Below are 21,952 nucleotides of genomic sequence, written 5' to 3'. Positions count from 1 at the left end.
GCGTGGCCGTTGGGGGCGCGCTCCGTCAACCTCACGTTTGAAAGATCCGATGCGGCCACCGTTGAATGCGAACCGCCCTCCGATCGCCTCACGACGGATCAATAGTCGGTGAGGCCTCACGCTTCGCCAGGCTGATGCGAACCGTCTTATGGAAGCTTGCCGATACATGCGCTGAATTCGTCGGCGGAGAAGGCGCGAAGCGTTTGCGTCTTGACGTTCCCCGCTGAACCTAGCGCAAGGCCGAACGACAGAAAGCTCTGCTCGTCCGGTGCTTCAACGATGGTGACAATGTCGTATTGCCCCATCGTCCAATAGATCTCCTTCATTTCACAGCCAAAGCTCCTGGCCATTTCCGCAGCCTGACCAGCGCGTTGCGCGCTGTTTTTCACGTTGCGTATGCCTTGGTCAGTAAATTGTGCAAGAACAACATATGTCGCCATGACGTTCCCCTCACTTCCTGCCGGAACCCAGACGCGCAAGACGAACGCGAACGGCTCCGCGCTCACGCACTTTGGACAAGCATCCCGCGCGTAAGGCAAGTATATGCAACCGATCTAGTGAAAAATCGTCGATTACTAGCCGTCAGTTACGCTAAGTATTTGTCGAGACTCAATGGCAGCGATTTGTGCCGTGCCCGCTCGCGCTTCAACTGCCGATTGAAACGAAGAGAAGTACCATCGGCGCTTTTGAGCCGCCCGGCGTCGGTGCACGAAGCGGCACGCCGTAAGTGCAGCGGAAATCGACGAAACGCGACCATTGGAAACGCACTCCCGCGCCGACGCTGACCAGCGAACCGTTACCTGTCTCCGCAGGTTGGTCGATGCGATTCCACACATGGCCGGCGTCGATGAACACAAAGGGCTGCGCCGCCGCGCTGCTCGTGCCGAACGGCAAAGCGGGCGCGCGCAATTCGGTCTGCACGTTCCAGCCGCGATCGCCCAGCACGACATACGGCTCGTAACCTCGCACGCTGGACTCTCCTCCCAAGCCCATTTCCTCGCTTGGCAACAGCGTGTTCGGCGTCCACTGGAACGCGCCTCGCCCGCTCAACGTGAAGCCGCCGCCAAGCGCGAAAGCGCGCTGCGCAGCGAGTTGCAGATACGCGTAGCGCACTGTCGCGCCGTGCCGCGCCGTGTCGAACGCCGCGTCGTTGTTGGAGCCGTCCAATCTGCCGGGACTTGCCACAAGCGTTGCTGAGGCATGTGCTGCTCCCGCATCGCCCGGCTTGCTGAAGTCGTAAGTGAGCAGAAACTGGTGTATGTGCGTGTTCGAGTTGAACACCTGAAAGCCGCCGAATTCCAGATCGTTATTACTGCGCTTGAAGTCATACCCGAGCTGGACGAGTTGCGCCGCATCCGCTGTCGTCGGCAAACGCCAGTCGTAGCGGAAACTCATCTGCGCCGAAATGCCGGTTTGTCCATAACTGTCCGGCAGGCGCGGCGTGCTTTGCGCATAGACGCCGAAAATTTCGATGCTGTCGTGCCACGGCAGAGGCGCGATATAGCTCAGCGCGTGGGCGGTGAAACGCGCGCGATTGGCGCGTCCTTCAATGTCCGGATTGCCGCTGAAAAAATCATTACTGGCCGTGAATTGATATGCGATGTGCTGGTCGAGCCCAAACAGATTGCCGTAGTCGATACCTGCGAAAAAACGGTCGCGGCCGAGGTCGCGCACACCCGCATTGTCGTACCCGGCATTCACTCGCAGCGGCAGACGATCGTCGGTCTGCAAGATGACGTCGGTCGAATTCGCCGCTTCGCCTGGCGCGAAGACGGCATCCACGCGTCGATAGGGATTTGCGTTGAGCACGGCCAGACCCAGCGACACGTCCGATTGCAGAATCGGTCCGCCCGCTTCGAGCGGCATTTCGCGTTTCAGCAGATCGTCGGAGAAGTAGCGGTTGCCGCTCGTGCGCAGCTGCCCCAGGCGAAATTCCGCGACTGCGATACGCACGACGCCATAGCTTACGTCCTGCTCGGGCACAAAGACATCCACGAGCGGTTTGCCGGCGGCTCGATAGTGCTCGACCACGGCGCGGCGGATTTCAGCGAGCCGTCCAAAGGTGAGCGGCTCGCCGAGATCGGCCTCGAACGTGCGGAGAAAAGCCGGGTCGAGTTCAGGCAACGACTCGGCGGCAATGCCTGGGTGTGTGGCCGCCGCTGGCGCATTCGCGCCCGCGGGTTCGAATACCAGACCTTCGAGCCTCGCCACCGCGACTTGCGCGGATTGCGCTTCGGACTGCGCGGAAGGTTGCGACGGCGCGCTGCGCGGAGTCGGCGGCGCCGGCAGCGGAGCGACGTCGCGCCAGGCCTGCGCGAACACCGGCGAAGACTGAAGAGCCGCCAGCAGGCATGACGTCACCAGCGCCCACCGCAGGGGCGGCACGCGCGACGGCTCATCCGCGAATGAAGTGCGCCGCCTAATGGGCAAGCTGCCAGCGCAACACGGGTTGCGTCGCGCCTGACGGCATCGCCCATACGCCGTTCGGTCCGAAGTCATAACCCGCGAAGTTCGCCGGGTCGCTCATTTGCGCGGTGGTCAGGCCGTTCGACGGCGGCAAGCTCCCGCCACTCGCGGGTTGCCCTGTCGTCTCCTTGTTCCAGTAGACATCCGGCGCGAGCGTGCCCGAGCCGAACGCAATCACGCCGTGCGTCGGCATGCGTTGCGTTTGAACCGCGCCTGTCGCAAACGACTGCGCGACGGTTCCTTCGTTGATGCCGACCAGCCCGCCGCCGTACCCCGTCGAGAAAACCGGACTGACGCTGCCAGTTGCATACGACTGCGTAATCGAACCGAGGTTGTAGCCGACGAGTCCGCCGTTCGCGTCCGAGCCCGAGACCGAGGCACTGCTCCACGAGCGCTCGATGTTGCCGTCGTTGCGGCCGACCAGCCCGCCGAACGTGGTGCCGTTCTGGAAGAGTTCCATGGCCACGCCGGTCGAATGCGCATTCGCAATCGTGCCCTGGTTCACGCCGGCGAGCAGGCCGCTGCCCGAGTGGCTCGTGCTCACCGAACCGTTTTCCACACCGACATCGCGCAGCACGCCGGTCTGCCCGACAAGACCAAACAGGCCGGACGAATAATCCGTGCTGAAGTCGGCAATCTCGATCTTTGCGTTGCGCACGTTGTGCCACATGCCGTCGAACTGGCCGGTGAAAGGCGTCGTATGGTTGCCGATCGGCGTCAATATGTAGCCGGTCGCGTCGATGTCCGTGCCGAGCGCGTAATTACCCGCCAGATCCTGAGAAATGTTCTGGAGGTCCGTCACGTTATTGACCAGCTTGTAGGCGGTGATCTGCGTGATCTGACCGCTGCCGGCCGCGGCAGCCCATGCGGTATTGGCCAGCAACGTGCCGGGACTGTACGTCCCGTTCATGTCGTAGAGCGCATTGACGAGGCCCGTGCTGCGCGACCAGTCGATCACACCGCGATTGGCCACGCTGCCACCGTTGTCGATGCTGGCGGAGTCCGCGCGCAACGTCAGGCTCCCGCCGCCCTGATTGCCGACGGTTGCACCTTGTGCGATCGTCAGGTTGCGATACGCAGCAAGCGTCAACGAGGCGTTGCCCTGCCAGCCGATTCCCGAGTTCACGTCGATGTCGCCGGTGCTGCCGTTCGCGCCGGTCGTTTGCACGTTAACCGATGTGCCGGTGCCGAGACTCGTGGAAAGCGCTTGCGCCGCGTTGCCGTCTACGGTGAATGCCGGTGTCGCGATGTTCCACTGGTTAGCCCGGACCGTCGCGCCGCCGGTCGGAAATGCCACCGTGTCCGCGCTCATGTCGACGGTGCCGCCGGTTGCCTCGATCGTGCCGCCTGGCTGCAGCGTGCCGTGTCCCGCAACGAGCCACACGTGTCCGTCGCGCGTGGTCGTGCCTGTTGCACGGATCGCTTCGTTGTTTCCGGCAAGCGCGTAGATGTTGCCGTCGACGGCTTGCAGGCTGACCTGCGCCGCCTCGATCAAGCCGCTATTCGCGATGGTCCCGCCCGCGCCCTGCTGGCCCGGTTGCACGAAGACCTGCCTGCCCGAGGACGAGTCCTGCAGCAACACCTGCTGTCCGACTGCCAGTTCCACCGTGCCATTCGGCGCGCTGATCGTGCCGGCGTTGGCCACCCGTTGCCGCGCGATGAGAAACACGTCGCCGGTGCCGGATCCGATCGTGCCCATGTTCACGATGCTCGCGCCGGAGTTGCCCGCGAGTGTCAACGGCTGGCCGTTCATGAATGCGTCGATGTCGACGACGTTGAGCGTCGACGCGACGAAACGTCCGTTCGTCGAAATTACGCCTCCCGAGCCGACAAGGATGCCTTGGGGATTGATCAGGTAGACGCTGCCGCTGGCCGTGAGCGTACCCATGATGGCGGACGGGGAGCCGCCCGTGACGCGATTGAGCGTCGAGCCGTTACCGTTGGCGAACACGACGCGGTTGCCGCTGCCTATCGAAAAGCTATTCCAGTCGACGACGCCCCGGCTCGAACCCTGATTGATGGTCACCGTCGTACCGTCGCCGCTGATGGAGCCGTTTCCGCGGACGAAGCTTCCGCCCGCGGGCAGCGCACCAGCGGCGTGCGCCTCGATTGAAGCGACGCAGCACAGCAGCGCCGCAGCAAGCGGCAGGAGCGCATTGCGCGCACCTCGCCGACGTGAGTTTCCCAGGTCATACCCTGCCGGCGAAGTCTTGATCATCTCGTCTCCTGTCCCACTCGATGGGCGCCGCATTGTCTGATCTCTTGCGGTTATGGCGCCACATGACCGCTGCACGCACGCCGTATTATTACAGCCGGTTTCAGGAGCACAATGAGGCCAGGTGAGCGGGATATCGACGGAATGTGCCTAAACGTCTGCAGAATTGGCCACGCCGGGAACAGCGCGTGCGGCAATGCGAATGCGCAAACCCATGATTTCCCCAATAGCAGCCAGGCACCGTGCAAACGACGATTAACTTCGCGTAGCCCGTGCTGGGCGGCGCTTCAATCTCACTTGGGATGCGAGCAGACGTTCTCCTGGAAGCAGTACGAACAGTGCGATTGATAACGCAATGAGCAACAACGATATTGCCGATCAGGTTCCGGCTCTCGTGTGGACTGCCGAAGCACGCGGAACCGTTACCTATGCCAACCTCGCCTGCCGCAAATATCTCGGCAATCCGTTCGCGCCCAACACGACGTTGCACTGGGACCAGTTCGTCCTCGAATCCGACGTCAAGAAAGTGCACGATGCGTGGCGCACCGCGCTCACCGACGGCGAGAGCGTGAAGGTCAATGCGCGCCTGCAGCGTTTCGACGGTAAATACCGCTGGCACAAACTGCGCATACGGCCGATCTTCGACGAGGCGCGCGTCGTGTCCGGCGCGTGCGGCATCGCGATGGACATCGACGACTTCGTGAAGGCCGGCGAAGCCTATGAGGTCGGCGAGCGGCGTCTGCGTTTCGCGCTGGACGCGGCGCGTGTCGGCGCGTGGGAATGGGACATGGGCAGCCGCACCGCGCGAATCAGCGCTCAATTGGCACAGATCTACGGTCTCGACCCCGAGCAGGCGGAAGTGCCGCTGCAATGGCTGTTCGACAGAATCCCCGAAAGTCATCGCGCCTGGTTCGCGCGCGAGCTGACCGGCCGCCTGCATCAGTGTGTGCCGTTCGAACTGGACTTTCCGATCCAGCTCGAGGATGGGCAGCGCTTGTGGCTTCGGACGCGCGGCGAGACCGACTGCGGAACCGGCTCCGAAATCGAACGCGTATTCGGCGTGACATACGACATCACCGAACAGCACGACGCGCAGACAGAACGCGAACGCAGCGAACAGCGCTATCGCGCGCTCGTCGAAGCGAGTTCCGAACTCACCTGGATCGCAGACGCACAGGGGAAGACGCATCAGCTCGGCAACTGGCAGTCATTCGCGGCGCAGGACGGCATGACCGCGGGTTGCGAATGGCTCGACCTCGTTCACCCGGACGACCAGGAAAGCGCTCGCGAGAAGTGGTCGCAGATCATGAAGACCGAGATGCCGGGCTCGATGACGTTCCGGCTGCGCCGGCGCGATTCCAGTTGGCGGACGCTGGTCGCGCGGGCCGCGCCGTTACGCGACGACGACGGCACGTTGCGCGAATGGTTTTGCATGGCGACGGACGTCACCGACGAACGCGCCGCAGCCGCCGCGCTCGAAGAGCGCAATCTGCGCCTGCAGGTGGCCATGCGCGCGGCCAGAATGACGATCGGTTATCTGTCGCTCGATTCATGGACGCTCTGCTGGGACAGCGTCGACGCCGTGCCCGGCGTGCAAGCCGCGCCGAGCGCGCTCAGCTACGACGCGGCGCTTCATCGCGTGCACGCCGAAGACCGCGCGTCGGTGGACGCAGCGATGCGCCGCGTCGCGCTCACCGGCGAATTCGACAAACCACTGGAATTTCGCATTTCGTTGGGTAACAGGGAAAGCTGGCTGCAAAGCCAGGCCGTGTTGCAGCGTGACGCCGACGGCCGCCCGTGGCGCGTCATTGCGAGCGCCGTGGATGTCACGCAGCGCAAAACGCTGGAACTCGCATTGCGCGAAACGGATCGCCGCAAAGACGAATTTCTCGCGATGCTCGCGCACGAACTGCGCAACCCGCTCGCGCCGATGCGCAATGCCATTGCCTTACTGCGTCGAGAGAAAGAAGCCGGCCTGAAGGCCGGCGAACTGGTCGGCATGCTGAGCCGGCAGGTCGATCACATGGCGCAACTCGTCGACGATCTACTCGAAGTCTCGCGCATCACGCACGGCCGCATCGTGCTTCGACGCGAGCCGCTACTGGTCGGCGCGGCGGTTTATGGTGCGCTCGAAACGGTGTCGTCAATGGCGAGCTCGCGCGGCCAGCACCTCACCGTGCGGCTGCCGCCCACCCCGGTCTGGCTCCACGCGGACCCGCTGCGGCTGTCGCAGATTCTCGTCAACGTGTTGAACAACGCGTGCAAGTACACGGACCCCGGCGGCAACGTGTGCGTGACCGCACTCGCCGACGAACGCTTCGCCACCGTCACCATTGAAGACAACGGCAGCGGCATCTCGCCCGATCTTCTGCCGCATATTTTCGATCTGTTCGCGCAAGGCGAGCGAACGCTGGACCGGGCGCATGGCGGCCTCGGCATCGGCTTGTCGCTCGTGAAAAAGCTTGTCGAATTGCACGGAGGCTCGATCGACATTGCGAGTCCCGGACCCGGCCGCGGCGCCACGGTGTCGATCAGGCTGCCGCTCTGCCACGCGCCCGAAGTGCCTGCGCCGCTGCACGACGAACCGTCGGCCGGGGGTCATTCGCATGCGGAGCGCGCTTCGCTGCATGTGCTGATCGTCGACGACAACAAGGACGCCGCCGACTCACTCGCGCTGCTTTGCGAGAGCGAGGGATATCACGTCAGCGTCGCCTACTGCGCCAGCGACGCTCTCGCGCAAGCCGAAGCGGAGCCTGTGGACGCAGCGTTGCTCGACATCGGGTTGCCCGACACGGACGGCTATGAACTCGCCAGTCTGATCCGCCTGAAGGGCGAAGTCCGGCCGGTGTTGATCGCCGTAACGGGCTACGGCCAGGCGGACGATCATCTGCGGGTGCAGGCCGCTGGGTTCGACCATCATCTCGTCAAGCCGGTAGACATTGAATATCTGATGTCGCTGCTCGCGGAGTTGGCGCCGGCTGCGGCATCGCCGCATGCGGACTAACCTGCGCAGATTTGCGCAATTTTTTGCAACCCGGGCTCCCGCCCTCACGAGTTGAACGGCGCTGACGGCGGGCGCCCGATTCCGCCATCTCAATGCAATAACGTCGCTAGGGCGACTCGCTGCATGAAACGCCGGCGGCGCGTGGCGGTCCAATTCACCTACGAATTGGAGCATTGCGCCAAGGGAGTTTATGACGCACACGAGGTTTCGCGCGCGCGACATCCGGCGCCTGCTGGTCGCGCTCGTGCTCGGCGGATCGGCCATGTCGATCGCGAATCAGGCGTGCGCCGTCTACGCGATCGCACAATATGGCGAGCCCAAATATCCGGCGGACTTCAAGCATTTCGATTACGTGAACCCCGACGCACCGCGCGACGGCACGCTTGTTCTCGCGAATCCCGATCGCCTGACGAGCTTCGATAAATTCAACCCGTTCACACTGCGCGGCAATCCGGCGCCCGGACTCGGGCTAATGTTCGAGAGCCTGACCACCGGCAGTTCCGACGAAGTCGCGAGCGCGTATTGCCTGCTCGCCGACGACATCGACGTGGCGCCAGATGGCCTTTCGACCACCTTCCACATCAATCCGCAAGCGCGCTTTTCAAATGGCGACGCGGTCACAGCCGAGGACGTCAAGTTCTCGTTCGACACGCTGAAGAGTCCGCAGGCTCTGCCGCAGTTCTCGGTGTACTTCGCGCAGATCGCGCGGGCCGTGGTCGTCAACCGCCTCACGATCCGTTTCGATTACAAGGTCGCGACGCGCGAAATGCCGCTGCTCGCGGGCGGAATCCCGGTGTTTTCGCACAAGTGGGGCATGAGGCCGGACGGCACGCGCATTCCTTTCGATCAACTCGCGTTCGAGAAGCCGATAGCGAGCGGAGATTATCTGATCGACAAATACGACAACGGCCGCACCATCAGTTACAGGCGCAACCCCAATTACTGGGGCGCCTCGCTGCCGGTGCGCGTGGGCACGCACAACTTTGCGCGCATCGACTACAAGCTGTATTCCGACGCAGTCGCCAAGCTGGAGGCGTTCAGGGCAGGCGAGTACGACGTGCTGGTCGAGAACGTCGCGCAGAGTTGGGTGCGGCGCGACGTCGGCAAGCGCTTTGACAACGGCGAGCTGATCAAGCGCGAGTTTCCTCACCACAACGGCGCCGGCATGCAAGGCTTCTTCATCAACTTGAGACGGCCGATTTTCCGCGACGTGCGGGTACGTCAGGCACTCGATCTCGCGCTCGACTTCCAGTGGCTTAACCGTCAGCTATTTTTCGATCAGTACAAGCGCACTGGCAGTTTCTTTGCCAACACGGACTTGCAGGCGACCGGCAAGCCAGGCGAAGGCGAGTTAGCGATTCTGGAGCCTTTGCGCGGACAGCTAGACCCGGCCGTGTTCGGCGAGATGCCGCAACAGCCCGACACCGATCCGCCCGGTTCGCTGCGCGCCAATCTCGTCAAGGCGCGCCAACTGCTGGCGCAGGCGGGCTGGACTTATCGCAACGGGGCGCTGCGCAATATGAATGGGCAGCCGTTCGTATTCGAACTTCTCGACGACAGCGGTAGCGGCACGTCAATGGAGCCGGTCGCCGCCGCGTTCGGCCGCAATCTGCAAAAGCTGGGGATTACGATGAATTTCCGCACCGCGGATTTTGCGCTCGTGCAAAAGCGCCTCGACGCGTTCGACTTCGACATGACAACCGTGCGGTTGCCCGATGTCCAGGTGCCGGGTACCGAACAGCTTTCGCGTTTCGGCAGCAAGTATGCGGATCAGCAGGGTTCGGACAATCTGGCCGGCGTGAAGTCGCCGGCTATCGATGCCATTCTGCGACGAGTGGTATCGGCGCAAACGCATGAGCAACTTGCCGACGCGACACACGCGCTCGACCGGGTATTGATGAACGGGTACTACGTGATACCGCACTGGTATTCCGCAAGTCACCGCATCGCATATAGTCGCAACCTCGGCTATCCCGCGAAGCTTCCGCTATATTTCGCCGCCGACGAATGGGTGCTGTCGACATGGTGGAAAAAGAGTTCGGCCAATGCCAGATAGAGCGCAATAGTCAGTGGCCGATTAGCCGCTTTCTCATGCTCGCAGGGAGCATCCATTAATAGATGCCCCCGCGAATTAACACCCGTTTGCTTAACGGTTGAGCTGCTGAATGCCCGCGAGCCGCCACGCCTGGTCGCCCTGTACGCTGCGAACAATGTTCCACACCTCCTGGAACGGCTGGGCAGCCGCTGCGCCGTCTTCGCGCATCTGGCCGTAGAAGCGCACGCTGACGAGCGTCTCGTCCGCGGTGTTTTCCACGCCCAGCACTTCGGCTTCCAGTTGCGGCACTTCCGTACGATTTGGCTCACTGCCGCGGCTTTCCAGATCACGCTTGATTCGCGCGAACATCTCCGGCGTAGTCAATTCGAACAGGTCGCCTTGCTCGTTGCGGTCCCATGCGCCCTGCAGACGCATGAACATGTTTTTCGCCAACGCCACCAACTCAGCCTGATCGAGCCCGAGCGGTTGCACGGGCACCGTCACCGTGCCCGTTGCTCCGGCCGGATTCGTCGCGGCGCGCTGCATGCCGAAAAAGTTGGTGTCCGGCCGCGCGTGACCGGGCTGGTTATCAAGCGGCGAGCCGTTGGTCTGCGACCGGTTCGCGGCGCCGTGTCCATAAGCCAGATCCGGGCGGCGCCGATTGGCGATGAACCTGAACAGCATCACGCCGGCAACGACCACGAGACCGATCAGCAGCACATTCGACAGCATTTGCGCGAGCCCCGCGCCCAGGCCAAGTGACGACAGCAGCGCGGCAATACCAAAGCCGGCGGCGAGTCCTGCCAGCGGACCAAGCCAGCGGTTGCGCGCCGGCGTGGCGGCCGGCGCCTGCGCGGCCGGTTGCGCCGGTTGAGCTTGCTGGCTTCGTTGCGCCGGAGCGGACGGCGACGCCATCTGCGACTGGCGCCCAATGCTTTGACTGCCGCCCACGCGCTTCGCTTGCGCGTCGTTGGCCGCGAGCGCGCCAAGCGCGAGCACGCCCGCGAGACCGAGCGCTACGGTGCCGCGTGTCACTTTGCCGGCAACGCGCCGCAAGCGATCGATAGTTTGCTTATACATATGAACCTCTCTTGATGTGTCAGGGGCCGCCCGCGCCGCGCGTCATCTTTTCACGGCTACCTTACGGACAGTAAAATTTTTCGTCGTTAAACTTGCCATCGGCCAGCCTGCATTCCGCCATGCGCGGACTGCGAACTGTTGCCGTGAATGTAGTGCTCCAGCTGCTGGATCGTGTGTTCCTGCTCCGACATCTGGCTCTTGATCAGGTCGCCGATCGACACCATTCCAATCACCTGCCCCGCGGCGATCACGGGCAGATAACGTATGCGGTGGCCGGTCATGATTGCCATGCACTCTTCGGTCGTCTGCTCCGGGCCGACGTAGCGCACAGCCGTCGACATGATGTCGCGAACCGGCGTATTACGCGACGAACGGTCCATTAGAACGATTTTGCGCGCGTAATCGCGCTCCGTGACGATGCCGGCAATGCGCCCTTCGTGCGCCACGATCAGCGCGCCAACCTGCCGGTGAGCCATGATCGCAATCGCGTCGTACACCGACGCCGACGCTTCGATCGACCAGACTGTCTGAGACGCTTTCGAACGCAGAAACTGTGCAACGGATGCCATAAGTCACCTCTGTCGGCTCTAATTGCCGCCCGCTAACGCCTCGGGCCGAGCCTTGAATCTAACCTAACGCGAGACAACGGAAAATTCGTATTTTTGTTGCTGATCATTCGAAAAAACCGTAACGTCGTTCGATTGACGGAGAGAGCGTGAACTTCAAGCATCTGTATTACTTCTGGGTCGCGGCACACGCGGGCGGTATCGTCCGTGCCGGTGAGCAACTGCACATCACGCCGCAAACGCTGAGCGGGCAGATCAAACTGCTCGAGGAAGCGCTGGATAAAAAGCTTTTCAAGAAGAGCGGGCGCACGCTCGAACTAACTGATGCGGGGCGGCTTGCGCTCGACTACGCCGACGAGATTTTCTCGCTAGGCTCCGAGCTGGAAAGCGCGGTGCGCCGCGAGCAGGAGGTCGGCACGCAATCCAGGTTTCGCGTCGGCATTGCGGACTCGGTGCCCAAGGCGATTGCGTACCGGCTGCTCGAACCCGCGCTGAGCGCGCCCGCTTCGCTGCGCGTGATCTGCCACGAAGGCAAGCTGCACGCGCTGCTCGCTCAACTGGCCGTGCACCGCCTCGACCTGATCATCGCGGACGCGCCCATCCCTGCCGACGTCAATATCAAGGCGTTTAATCACCCGCTCGGCCGCTCTACCCTGAGCTGCTTTGGCGCCGACGCGCTGCTGCAGGGCGTGCGGAAGCGCTTTCCCATGTCGCTCGGCCAGTTGCCGCTTCTGCTGCCAGGCACCGAATCGGCGGTGCGCCGCAAACTGGATCACTGGCTGGCATCGCGCGCCATCTCACCGCGCATCGTCGGCGAGTTCGACGATAGCGCGATGGCACTCGCGTTCGGACGCGAAGGCCGCGGCCTGCTCTTCGCGCCGACGGTGCTGGAGAACCAGCTGCAGGCCGAACACAAACTCACTTCCGTCGGGCAAATCAATACCATCGTCGAGGAATTCTTCGCGATCTCGATCGAACGTCGCATTAGTCACCCGGCTGTCGCGACAATCATCGACGCCGCGCGCAGCGAACTGTTCAATGCGTAGCGTCGCGCGCCGTGCACGCGAACCCCGTGACCACCGCGCAACTATTTGATTTGTTTGGTGCGCGGTGCCGACACACCCGTCTGACCAGGGATAAAGAATCCGCTTCGACAGCCGTTATGCGAACTATGGCGCTGCCTGGCAAGCGCTCCTATCTCTCGCGCTCAACGAACCGTCGAATCCAATAAATGAACCGTCTGACATTGAAACAGAAGTTATGGGTGCCCCTGCTGCTTTGCTGGGCGGCGCTGCTGATCGTCACCGTAGTGAACGCGTTCGAAGCACGTAGCGCACAGATGGACGCACGGCGTTCGGCGCTGGCCGATGTGACCGACATGGCGGCGTCGATTGTCGCCGACTACGCGAAGCAGGCGGACGCCGGCAAGCTTTCCGTCGATGAAGCGAAGCAGCAAGCCATTGCCCGCGTCAATGCGCAGCGCTACGGCACCTCGGGCTACGTGACGATTGTGCGCAGCGACTCGGTGATGGTCGCGCACCCGATGAGCCCGCAACTCAACGGCAAGGACATGAGCGGTTTCCGCGACGCCAAGGGCAATGCGCTGTATCACGACATCGCCGCCGCGGGCGGCTCGGCCACCGGCGCCGGCTATCTGCGTTACTGGTGGCCGAAGCCCGGCGACACGAAGCCGAGCGAGAAGATCGGCTACGTGAAGCGCTTCGCGCCGTGGAACTGGGACTTCATCGCCGGCGCCTACATGGACGACATTCAGGCGGAGTTCTACGCCACGCTGCTGCGCTCGGGCGGCATGTTGCTGGTGCTGGGCGTAGTCGTGTCCTTTGTCGCGTCGCGCGTGGTGCGCAATGTGTCGCGCTCGATCGGCGGTGAACCGTCCGCTGCGGCGGAAATCGCCACGCGCATCGCACGCGGCGATCTCGCAACACGTATCGATTTGCGCCGCGACGACACCTCCAGCCTGCTGTTCTCGTTGCGTGAAATGCGCGATCAGCTTGCGGCCACCGTCGCACGCATCAAGAATTCGGCCGAAACGATCACGGTCGCCTCGAAGGAAATCGCCGCAGGCAATCTGGACCTGTCGAGCCGTACCGAAGAACAGGCCGCGTCGTTGCAACAAACCGCCGCCAGCATGGACGAGCTCACCAAGACCGTCACGCAGAACGCGGGCAACGCAGCAACGGCGTCCGAACTGGCGAAAGACGCATCGAGCATCGCCGCGCGCGGCGGCGAAGTCGTCAACGACGTCGTTCAGAAGATGGCCGGCATCACGGACAGCTCACGCAAGATCGGCGAGATCATCAGCGTGATCGAAGGCATTGCGTTCCAGACGAATATTCTCGCGCTCAACGCAGCCGTGGAAGCAGCACGCGCGGGTGAGGAAGGCCGCGGCTTTGCGGTTGTGGCGGGTGAAGTCCGCAATCTGGCGCAGCGCAGCGCGACAGCCGCGAAAGAGATCAAGGTGTTGATCGACCAGTCGGTCGAGCAGGTCGGCGAGGGTTCGACGTTAGCCGGGAAGGCCGGCAGTACGATTGGCGAGGTGGTAGAGGCGGTGGGCCGCGTCACGGCGATCATGAACGAAATCGCGGCGGCGTCGAATGAACAGAGTTCCGGCATCGGCGAAGTGAACCTCGCGATTCGCCAGATGGACGACGTCACGCAGCGCAACGCCGCGCTCGTCGAACAGGCTGCAGCCGCGGCAGGTTCGCTCGATGAGCAGACCGAGCAGTTGCGCGAGGCTGTCGCGGTGTTCAAAGTCGGCCAGCCTGCCTGATCTGGCTGTCGCGTTCAAACGGAACGCGCATAAAAAAGGTGCCGCGAACGGCACCTTTTTGTACAACAAGCCGCTTCTGCTGAAGCTTAGAAGCGGTGACGCAGACCGACCGTAGCAGCCGTCTGGTTCTTCGACGACGACGGAGCTTGCGTGATGTCGCCGCTGTAGATCGAAGCGACACCACCGTCGCCCATTGCGTGCTGGTACACGGCTTGAGCGTAGACGTCCGTACGACGCGACAGAGCGTAGTCAGCCTGCAGGCCGATCTGGTGGTAACGAACCGACGTCGAGCCACCGTTTGCGGCAGTGCCATAGCCCTTGCCGTCGGTGAACGTGTACGCCACGCCCAGGCCGAGAGCCGGGGTCAGGTTGTACTTGCCGTTGACTTCGTAGTTGTTAGCGCGCAGCGATTGCTGAACGCCTGCAACGTTGTCGATACGCGATTGCGTCCATGCCAGACCGACAGTTGCCGGGCCGAAAGCGTACGAACCTGCTGCACCGAATTCACGCTGACGGAAGTTGCCCGTTGCGCCCAGGAAGCCGCCGTCGGTCGCGCCGCCGTTGCTAGCCGTGCCAGCAGCGTTCGTTGCGCCCGGGTTGTTCTGCTGTGCGTAAGCAGCGCCCAAACGCAGACCTTGCCACTGGTAAGCAGCACCGAGGCTGTATTCGCGGTTGTTTGCGAATGCGCCAGCCTGGTTCGAGAAGCCGTACGTGCCGCCGAACGTGAAGCCAGCGTAGTTAGCGCTCGAGTACTTGACCGAGTTGTTAACTGCGAAGCCGCCGTTCGTGTTCAGGTTGTCGTTGTTGAACGGGTGCGCGAAGTACGTGCCGCCCCAGCTGCCCGTTGCGGTCAGCGGTGCCAGGAAGTCTTGCGCTGCGTCGTATTGACGGCCCAGTGTGACCGAACCGAATTGCGCGCTCGACAGACCGACGAATGCCTGACGGTTGAACATGCCGTTGTTGTTAGCGAAACGGCCGTTGTTGACGTTAAAGCCGCTTTCCAACGTGAAGATTGCCTTCAGGCCGCCACCCAGGTCTTCCGAACCGCGCAGACCGAAACGGCTCTGGTCGATGCCGCCGCTGCCGGCTGCCCACTTCGAGTTGTGAGCAACGTTGCTCGTGTAGGTCACGCCAGCGTCCAGCAGACCGTACAGGGTGACGCTGCTTTGTGCGTGAGCGACGGAAGCGAACGATGCGGCAACCGCAACGACGATAAGACTCTTTTTCATGCGTGGGACTCCTGTTCGATAAATTTTCGCGGGGGAGCGGGACCAGCCTCGGTAGTACGCGAACGCGCCACCGCCCTTATCGCCGAACCGTTCTGGCCCGGCTGGGGCACCCTCTAAACGAAGCGTGAGTGTAGGGGGCCACCCGGACAACGGACGCCCGCAATTCGCACAACACGGTCTTGCCGATTTGGCAATAATCGATTGCCCTTAGGGGCTAAGTCTTTGTTTTTGGGAAAGTTATCGCAATGAGGGTCAGGCCATCGACCTGCTCCGGACATAAATTATTTGCAACTTTTCAATAACTAAAGTTGTGCGAATGCAACAGCCTGTAATACGGCCGAAGTAATGCGCGGCGTAGAAAAGCGTACTTCCGGAATGAATAGTTGATGATTAATTGCGCAGTGTCGGCGTCATTACGGGCGCGGGATCAATCATTTGAAAAGGCGGGGAACTTAATTGACTGGATATAGTCGCGTTAATCCGCGCTTATTTGCGATAACCGGTTATCGCGGCATTCAGCGACTTTAATCAACGTGATTATTGGCGTGAACTGCTGGCGCCGTGAGGAACCGGAGAACGTTGGCCGCAGCGCTTCCGGCCGAGCCAATGAAAAACCACCCTTCAGGCGGCCGTGGGGAAAGTGCGGCACAAATGCCGCATAAATACGTATTCATGGCCAGTAAGTGAAGCCTTCAGCACGGGCGTGTCCGGAGGTGAACTGCGACGCCGACCGCCGCGTGACCCACCCAGTGCTGAAAGCGGACGGCAATGCACCGAACAGCCTTCCATCTACATTAACGGCACGACCGTGCGCCTTTTCACACGTAGATTCCCTAATTCCAGCAGCGCTGTTGCCATGCTTCACGGCGGCTGGCGAGACTGTGCTGGCGAGCCTTGTCGTCGGGAGCGCTGCCTGGGGTCAGCGGGTCCGTGTCTGGCGGCGTGCCGGGCAGCGGGCGCGGCTGTTCTTCTGGCGCGTCGAGCGGCTGATTCGAAGGGTCGGCTACGGGATCGACGGTCGGATCGGTTTGCATGACAAGCTCCTGTGGACGGGAAGGACTCCCGCCGACAGCATCGCAACCGTTATTCCCGCGAACGGCGCTGCCGCACCCATGCGCGACGATGTAGAAACCGCCGAAGCCACAAGTGAAATTTTCACAAGGCGTCAGTGCGGCGTCCCACATACATCAATGACGGTCCGGACCGCGCTGCGAGGAATCGCTGGCAGCGCCAGTAAGAAACGGCTCCAGCCCGAATAGCCACGCGAAGCAGAACGTCACCGCCGGCAGCAGCCCGATCTGGCGGTGAGCCGCGCCCTCGCTCACGCCTGCGAGGGGCGTCGCGAGCAGCGGTTGCGACTGGGGAAACTCGGTAGCAGTCTGGTCAGGTTGCATGGTTGTTCTCGTTATCGAAATGGTGTGGGCACGCGGGCATCGAGCGCTGAGCAAACCGTGTGCCTGCTGCCGTGTTGCATTTTGCGCGGCTCTTAGCAACAGCCGGTGATGGTCAGTGTTTACCCGTCAACCTGCTTTTCGAGCTTGCACCTGCCAGCGAGGCGACACAAAATGTAAGCGCTATCATCAATCTCCCGGCCGCCTTAAGGGCGCCCGTCGCAAAAACTGCGAACGCTTGCGTTTCAAATGTAAGCGCTAACAGCAGAGTTGGTGGTCTGCAGTTTGAATGTACCGCAAGGGATCAAGCGCCGATCGCCACCACGAAGGTGGCATACCCCCGCCAGCGCCCGCTTGAATCGCCGCACAACTCACGGTCGCCCGACATCGCATCGGTGCGCCCCGCCTGAATCGCAACATGAAACGGAGACAACGATCATGAGCGCAACGTCGAGCCACGAGCAGCCCCCGCCGAAAATCCGCCGCGCCCAGGTCGTGGCGCTCACGCTGCTGATGGTGAGCGGCATCGTCAACTATCTTGACCGCGGAACGCTCGCCGTCGCCAATCCGTTGATCCGTCACGACATGGGCCTGACGCTCGGGCAAATGGGACTGCTGCTGTCCGCATTCTCGTGGAGCTATGCGCTCTTTCAGTTGCCGGTCGGCGGCCTTGTCGACCGGGTAGGACCGCGCAAACTTCTCGGCATGGGGCTGATCGTGTGGTCGCTCGCGCAGGCCGCCGGCGGCTTCGTCTCGACGTTCGGCTGGTTCGTGCTTGGGCGGATCCTGCTCGGCATCGGCGAAGCGCCGCAATTTCCGTCGGCAGCCCGCGTGGTCAGCAACTGGTTTCCGTTGCGCGAACGCGGCAAGCCGACCGGCATCTTCAATTCGGCGTCACCGCTCGGAACCGCGCTCGCGCCGCTCTGCCTGTCGGTGCTCGTCGTGAACTTCCACTGGCGATGGGCATTCATCGCGACCGGCGCGGCCGGTCTGATCGTTGCGGCCGTATGGTTCGCGGTTTATCGCGACCCGGTCAAGGCGACCATGAGCGAGGCCGAGCGGCGTTATCTGGAAGGCGACGAAGCGGATCGTAAGCCGGCACCGGCCGTCACGTTCGCCGAATGGCGCTCGCTGTTCTCGCACGGCACCACGTGGGGCATGCTGATCGGCTTCTTCGGCTCCGTTTATCTGAACTGGGTCTATCTGACATGGCTGCCAGGCTACCTGACCATGGAGCGTCACATGAGCCTGATGCACACCGGCGTCGCCGCGTCGGTGCCGTTTTTCTGCGGTTTCCTCGGCTCGCTCACGGCCGGCTGGTTTTCCGATCTCATCACGAGCCGCAGCGCGAGCCCGGTGGCGAGCCGCCGTAACGCCGTGGTCATTGCAATGCTGGGCATGGTCGCGTTCACGATTCCGGCCGCGCTCGTCGAAAGCAACGTGCTGGCAATCGTCTGTATTTCGGTCGTGATCTTTCTCGCCAACGCCGCATCCGCGAGTTCGTGGGCGCTCGCGACAGCGGCCGCGCCGCCGAACCGCGTCGGCTCGCTCGGCGCGATTCAGAATTTCGGCGGCTTTCTCGGCGGCGCACTCGCGCCGATTTTCACCGGCTATATCGCGCAGAACTGGTCGTTCGTGCCGGCCTTGCTGACAGCTGCGGGCATCGCGTTTATCGGCGCGATGAGTTATCTGCTGCTGGTGCGCAAGCCGATCGCCGACACGCCCGCCACGAACGAGACGATCCAGGCACCGGCATGAACCGTTCGCCTCTCGCCCGTCCAATCAAATTCTTCTGGAGCACAACAACATGACAATCGCGAAGCCACCCACCGTGTCAATTGAAGGGATTGTTCCCGTGATGCTGACGCCGTTCGACGACTCGGGCGCGATCGACTACGCCGGCCTTGAACGTCTGATCGAATGGTATCTCGCGCAAGGATCGGACGCGCTCTTTGCGGTCGCGCAGTCGAGCGAGATGCAGTTTCTTACGCTCGCCGAGCGCGGCGCTCTTGGACGGTTCGTCGTCGAGAAGGTCGCCGGGCGAATCCCTGTCGTGGTGTCCGGCCACATCAGCGACGATCCGGACGCGCAAGCCGAAGAACTGAACGTTGCGGCAGCGACGGGCGCACAAGCCGTTGTGTTAGTCACCAACCGGCTCGATCCCGCGCGCGAGGGCACGCAGGCATTCGCCGCGAATCTGAAGCGGCTGCTCGCGCGTCTTCCGTCCGACCTGCCGCTCGGCCTGTACGAGTGCCCTGCACCGTATCGTCGACTTCTTTCGGATGACGAACTAAAACTATGCGTCGACACTGGCCGCTTCATCATGCTAAAGGACGTGAGCTGCGATCTCGCGACCGTGAAGCGCCGCGTCGCGCTAGCGCAAGGCTCGCCGCTTAAGATCCTCAACGCCAACGCGGCGATTGCGTGGGACGCGATGAAAGCCGGTTCGGCAGGCTTTAACGGCGTGTTCACCAACTTTCATACTGACCTGTACAAATGGCTGCGCAACGACGCGACCCGGGACCCTGCCCTCGCAGATGAACTCGCGACGTTCCTCGTGCTCGCCGCCGTCTCCGAATCGCTCGGCTACCCCGCGCTTGCGAAGATGTACCACCAGCGCATCGGCACGTTCAATTCGATTCGCTGCCGCGTAATCGACTACGACGTCCGCGAACGGTTCTGGGCGCTGGATGCGATACTGGACAAGATCGTGGCCGGCACCGAGCATTTCCGCGCTCGCATCGCAGCACTGGATGCGAGCCACTAGCGATAACCCGTGCCTCGGGCGATCGTCGCGGCTACGCCAAGAGTGACGCAACGGTAAGATGTCAGGCTTCCAGCTTCACCCCGCACTCCGAACTCATGTCCGACACGCCCGACACACCAGACACAACCGGCTTCGCCGCTACAGCCCGAACTCAGACGAGCCGCGTGCGCCGCGGGACGGGCCGCACGGTGCTGTCGGACGTTGCGAAGCTGGCGGGCGTATCGACGGCGACCGTATCGCGCGTCTACAACGAGCCGGAGAAAGTATCGGCTGCGGTGCGCGAGCGCGTCGAACAGGCGGCGCTCGCGCTGAACTGGTTTCCCAACGCCGCGGGGCGCGCGCTTGCGTCTACGCGCAGCCACATCGCCGGCATCATCATTCCCACGCTCGACGACCAGGTGTTCGCCTCCCAGGTAAGCGGCATGCAAGCCGCGTTTGCGACGCGCGGCATTACGCTCGTTCTCGGCTGCTCGAACTACGATCCCACGCAAGCGCTCGTGCAGGTGCGTGCGATGCTCGCGCGAGGCGTCGAGGCAATGGCAATCGTGGGTGAGGCGCATCCGCCAGAACTTTTCGACGCGTTGCGGCTCTATCGCGTGCCGTATGCGGTGACGTACGCGTACCGCAAGGAGAGTCCGCACGTCTGCATCGGCTTCGACAATTTCGCGGCGTATGTGCAAATGACCGAACATCTGATCGCCCTCGGTCATCGCTCATTCGCGGTGTGCATTCAGCCGACGCGCGACAACGACCGGGTGCAGGCGCGCGTCGCCGGCATTCGGGCGGCGCTCGAACGTCACGGCCTCGCGGTGCGACCCGAACACATGTGCGAGGGGGAATCGACAATCGCATTCGGGCGCAGCAGTCTGCGCTCCATCTGGCAAGCGGCGAGCGAACGCCCGACTGCTCTTATCTGCGGCAACGATCACATCGCGCTTGGCGTGCTGCGCGAAGCGGAAGAACTCGGCATCGCCATACCGCGCGAGCTATCAGTAACGGGTTTCGACGATCTCGAGATATCCAGAGAGATTCACCCCACGCTCACCACGATGCGCGTGGATACGCGTGAGATCGGACAACTCACCGCGCAATATCTGCTCGACATGCTGGACGGCAAGCGGGCGCAACGCGGTCAGGAAGTGCACGCGCTACTGCAGGTCAGAGAGTCGACGGGGCCGGCGTCACGATAAGACGACGTTGCGTGCCGTTGTGTCGTATGCGCGCCGCAAACGCTGTGCGCCTTCTTCAATATCGGCAATACCCGGCGCCGCAAACGACAAACGCAACGACGCGGGGTCGATCCTGTCCGCGAAAAATGCCTTGCCCGGCACGAACATGACCTTGTTCTCGATAGCGCGTTGTAAAAGCGCGGAGGCGTCGATGCCTTCGATACGCGCCCAGACGAACATGCCGCCCTCAGGCCGATGAAACTGGAGCGTATCGCCGAACTGCGAGCGCAGTGCTTCGCATAGCGCCTCGCATTTGCGCCCGTACATTTCGGTGATGCGTGGCAGGTGTCGTTCGAGCGCACCGTCGGCCAGATATTCGGCGGCAATGGCCTGCGTCCACGGCGCACTGCACAGGTCGACGGTCTGCTTTGCAATCACACAACGGCGCGTGATTTCGGCCGGTGCGATTGTCCAACCTACGCGCAGTCCAGGCGCGACGATCTTCGAAAGGCTCGCAAAATGCACGACCCAATCACGTGAGCCCTCTACTTCGGCCGCAAGGGAGATGATCGACGGAACCGCGACTCCGGAAAAGCGCAGATCGCCGTATGGGTCGTCTTCGACGATAAGAAACTTGTGTTGCACCGCAAGCTTCAGCAAGGCGATGCGGCGCTCCCGCGTGATGGTTGCGCCGGTCGGATTGGCAAACGTCGGAACCGTATAGAGCAGCTTCGGGCGCGCGACCGTACCCGACGCCATAAGCTCGGCGAGATGGTCGACGTCGAGGCCGTGCGCATCCACCGGCACGGTAACGATTTTCGCCTGCTGAAGCTTGAGTGCCTGAAGCGTTGCCGGATACGCAGGCTGTTCGGTGAACACGACATCGCCCGGGCTCACCAGCACGCGAAGCAGCAGGTCGAGCCCCTGCTGGGAGCCCGTAGTCACCAGCATTTCGTTCAACGTGCATGGCACGCCACGACGCGCCATCAGGCTTATGAGCTCGTGCTTCAGACGCGGCAACCCGTCGGTCGGCCCGTACTGCAGACAGCTGTTCGGGTCTTGATATGCGCGAGCTTCGGCCTGCTGCAAACCGTCGACATCGAACAGATCGCTAGCCGGGTAACCGCCCGCGAACGAAATCATGCCTGGCTCACCCAGATACTTGAACAGTTCGCGAATCGGAGAGCCTGAAGGATTCTGGAAAGGAGCGGTGAATTCGTACATGTTTTCGGCGGTTGA

The 21,952-nt window shown here is 62.5% G+C and carries 16 protein-coding genes; 7 read left to right on the top strand and 9 right to left on the bottom strand.

Translation table 11 applies throughout. The features are described from left to right. Positions 1 to 146: 146 nt before the first annotated feature. The 3 genes from ACTJLB_RS16315 to ACTJLB_RS16305 all read right to left on the bottom strand — a co-directional run bounded on the left by ACTJLB_RS16315 (position 147) and on the right by ACTJLB_RS16305 (position 4,684). Positions 147 to 440: a GYD domain-containing protein gene (locus ACTJLB_RS16315; RefSeq protein ID WP_027778758.1), complete on the bottom strand. Its 294-nt coding sequence runs from the start codon at positions 438 to 440 to the stop codon at positions 147 to 149. A gap of 205 nt (positions 441 to 645) precedes the next feature. Next, positions 646 to 2,385, bottom strand: a complete 1,740-nt coding sequence (locus ACTJLB_RS16310; RefSeq protein ID WP_440783857.1) for a ShlB/FhaC/HecB family hemolysin secretion/activation protein — start codon at positions 2,383 to 2,385, stop codon at positions 646 to 648. A gap of 34 nt (positions 2,386 to 2,419) precedes the next feature. Then, positions 2,420 to 4,684 (bottom strand): two-partner secretion domain-containing protein, encoded by a 2,265-nt coding sequence (locus ACTJLB_RS16305; protein WP_440783856.1) that lies wholly within the window; start codon positions 4,682 to 4,684, stop codon positions 2,420 to 2,422. Between the two features lie 352 nt (positions 4,685 to 5,036). On the opposite strand from ACTJLB_RS16305, the gene ACTJLB_RS16300 reads away from it, so the two are divergent. Continuing rightward, entirely contained in the window at positions 5,037 to 7,685 is a 2,649-nt protein-coding gene (locus ACTJLB_RS16300; RefSeq protein WP_392394033.1) for a PAS domain-containing hybrid sensor histidine kinase/response regulator, read from the top strand. Between the two features lie 190 nt (positions 7,686 to 7,875). Then, on the top strand, positions 7,876 to 9,741 hold the full coding sequence (locus ACTJLB_RS16295) for an extracellular solute-binding protein (protein ID WP_440783855.1): 1,866 nt from the start codon (positions 7,876 to 7,878) through the stop codon (positions 9,739 to 9,741). A gap of 90 nt (positions 9,742 to 9,831) precedes the next feature. Here the strand turns inward: ACTJLB_RS16295 and ACTJLB_RS16290 are convergent, their stop codons facing one another. Both ACTJLB_RS16290 and ACTJLB_RS16285 read right to left on the bottom strand, forming a co-directional pair. Then, positions 9,832 to 10,800 carry a Tim44 domain-containing protein gene (locus tag ACTJLB_RS16290; RefSeq protein ID WP_440783854.1) on the bottom strand — a complete coding sequence of 323 codons (969 nt, stop codon included), beginning with the start codon at positions 10,798 to 10,800 and terminating at the stop codon, positions 9,832 to 9,834. Positions 10,801 to 10,886: 86 nt separating this feature from the next. After that, positions 10,887 to 11,369 carry a CBS domain-containing protein gene (locus ACTJLB_RS16285; RefSeq protein WP_020066856.1) on the bottom strand — a complete coding sequence of 161 codons (483 nt, stop codon included), beginning with the start codon at positions 11,367 to 11,369 and terminating at the stop codon, positions 10,887 to 10,889. Positions 11,370 to 11,515: 146 nt separating this feature from the next. Here ACTJLB_RS16285 and nhaR point away from each other — a divergent pair, with 146 nt between their 5' ends. Together nhaR and ACTJLB_RS16275 are read left to right on the top strand one after the other, a co-directional pair. Then, entirely contained in the window at positions 11,516 to 12,412 is an 897-nt protein-coding gene (nhaR, locus tag ACTJLB_RS16280) for a transcriptional activator NhaR (RefSeq protein ID WP_020066857.1), read from the top strand. A gap of 185 nt (positions 12,413 to 12,597) precedes the next feature. Next, positions 12,598 to 14,157: a methyl-accepting chemotaxis protein gene (locus tag ACTJLB_RS16275; RefSeq protein ID WP_020066858.1), complete on the top strand. Its 1,560-nt coding sequence runs from the start codon at positions 12,598 to 12,600 to the stop codon at positions 14,155 to 14,157. 86 nt (positions 14,158 to 14,243) lie between these two features. Here the strand turns inward: ACTJLB_RS16275 and ACTJLB_RS16270 are convergent, their stop codons facing one another. The 3 genes from ACTJLB_RS16270 to ACTJLB_RS16260 form a co-directional block, all read right to left on the bottom strand. Then, positions 14,244 to 15,386, bottom strand: a complete 1,143-nt coding sequence (locus ACTJLB_RS16270) for a porin (protein WP_020066859.1) — start codon at positions 15,384 to 15,386, stop codon at positions 14,244 to 14,246. An 833-nt stretch (positions 15,387 to 16,219) separates the two neighbouring features. Beyond that, entirely contained in the window at positions 16,220 to 16,420 is a 201-nt protein-coding gene (locus tag ACTJLB_RS16265; protein WP_440783853.1) for a hypothetical protein, read from the bottom strand. Positions 16,421 to 16,573: 153 nt separating this feature from the next. After that, entirely contained in the window at positions 16,574 to 16,780 is a 207-nt protein-coding gene (locus tag ACTJLB_RS16260) for a hypothetical protein (protein WP_440783852.1), read from the bottom strand. 435 nt (positions 16,781 to 17,215) lie between these two features. Here ACTJLB_RS16260 and ACTJLB_RS16255 point away from each other — a divergent pair, with 435 nt between their 5' ends. The 3 genes from ACTJLB_RS16255 (at position 17,216) to ACTJLB_RS16245 (ending at position 20,734) form a co-directional block, all read left to right on the top strand. Next, positions 17,216 to 18,535 (top strand): MFS transporter, encoded by a 1,320-nt coding sequence (locus ACTJLB_RS16255; RefSeq protein WP_440783851.1) that lies wholly within the window; start codon positions 17,216 to 17,218, stop codon positions 18,533 to 18,535. Between the two features lie 49 nt (positions 18,536 to 18,584). Continuing rightward, on the top strand, positions 18,585 to 19,544 hold the full coding sequence (locus tag ACTJLB_RS16250) for a dihydrodipicolinate synthase family protein (protein ID WP_440783850.1): 960 nt from the start codon (positions 18,585 to 18,587) through the stop codon (positions 19,542 to 19,544). Positions 19,545 to 19,639: 95 nt separating this feature from the next. After that, a complete protein-coding gene (locus tag ACTJLB_RS16245; RefSeq protein WP_440783849.1) occupies positions 19,640 to 20,734 on the top strand; it encodes a LacI family DNA-binding transcriptional regulator in 1,095 nt (364 codons plus the stop codon). Here the strand turns inward: ACTJLB_RS16245 and ACTJLB_RS16240 are convergent. After that, positions 20,726 to 21,937, bottom strand: a complete 1,212-nt coding sequence (locus ACTJLB_RS16240) for a PLP-dependent aminotransferase family protein (RefSeq protein WP_440784011.1) — start codon at positions 21,935 to 21,937, stop codon at positions 20,726 to 20,728. The genes ACTJLB_RS16245 and ACTJLB_RS16240 overlap by 9 nt on opposite strands. Between the last annotated feature and the right edge of the window lie 15 nt (positions 21,938 to 21,952).

Origin of the sequence: Paraburkholderia sp. 22098 (genome assembly GCF_052045935.1) — a bacterium.
In the GTDB taxonomy this organism is placed as follows: Bacteria; Pseudomonadota; Gammaproteobacteria; order Burkholderiales; family Burkholderiaceae; genus Paraburkholderia; species Paraburkholderia caledonica.
Note: the sequence above shows the minus strand (reverse complement) of the source record. Positions and strands in the feature narration are given on the sequence as shown.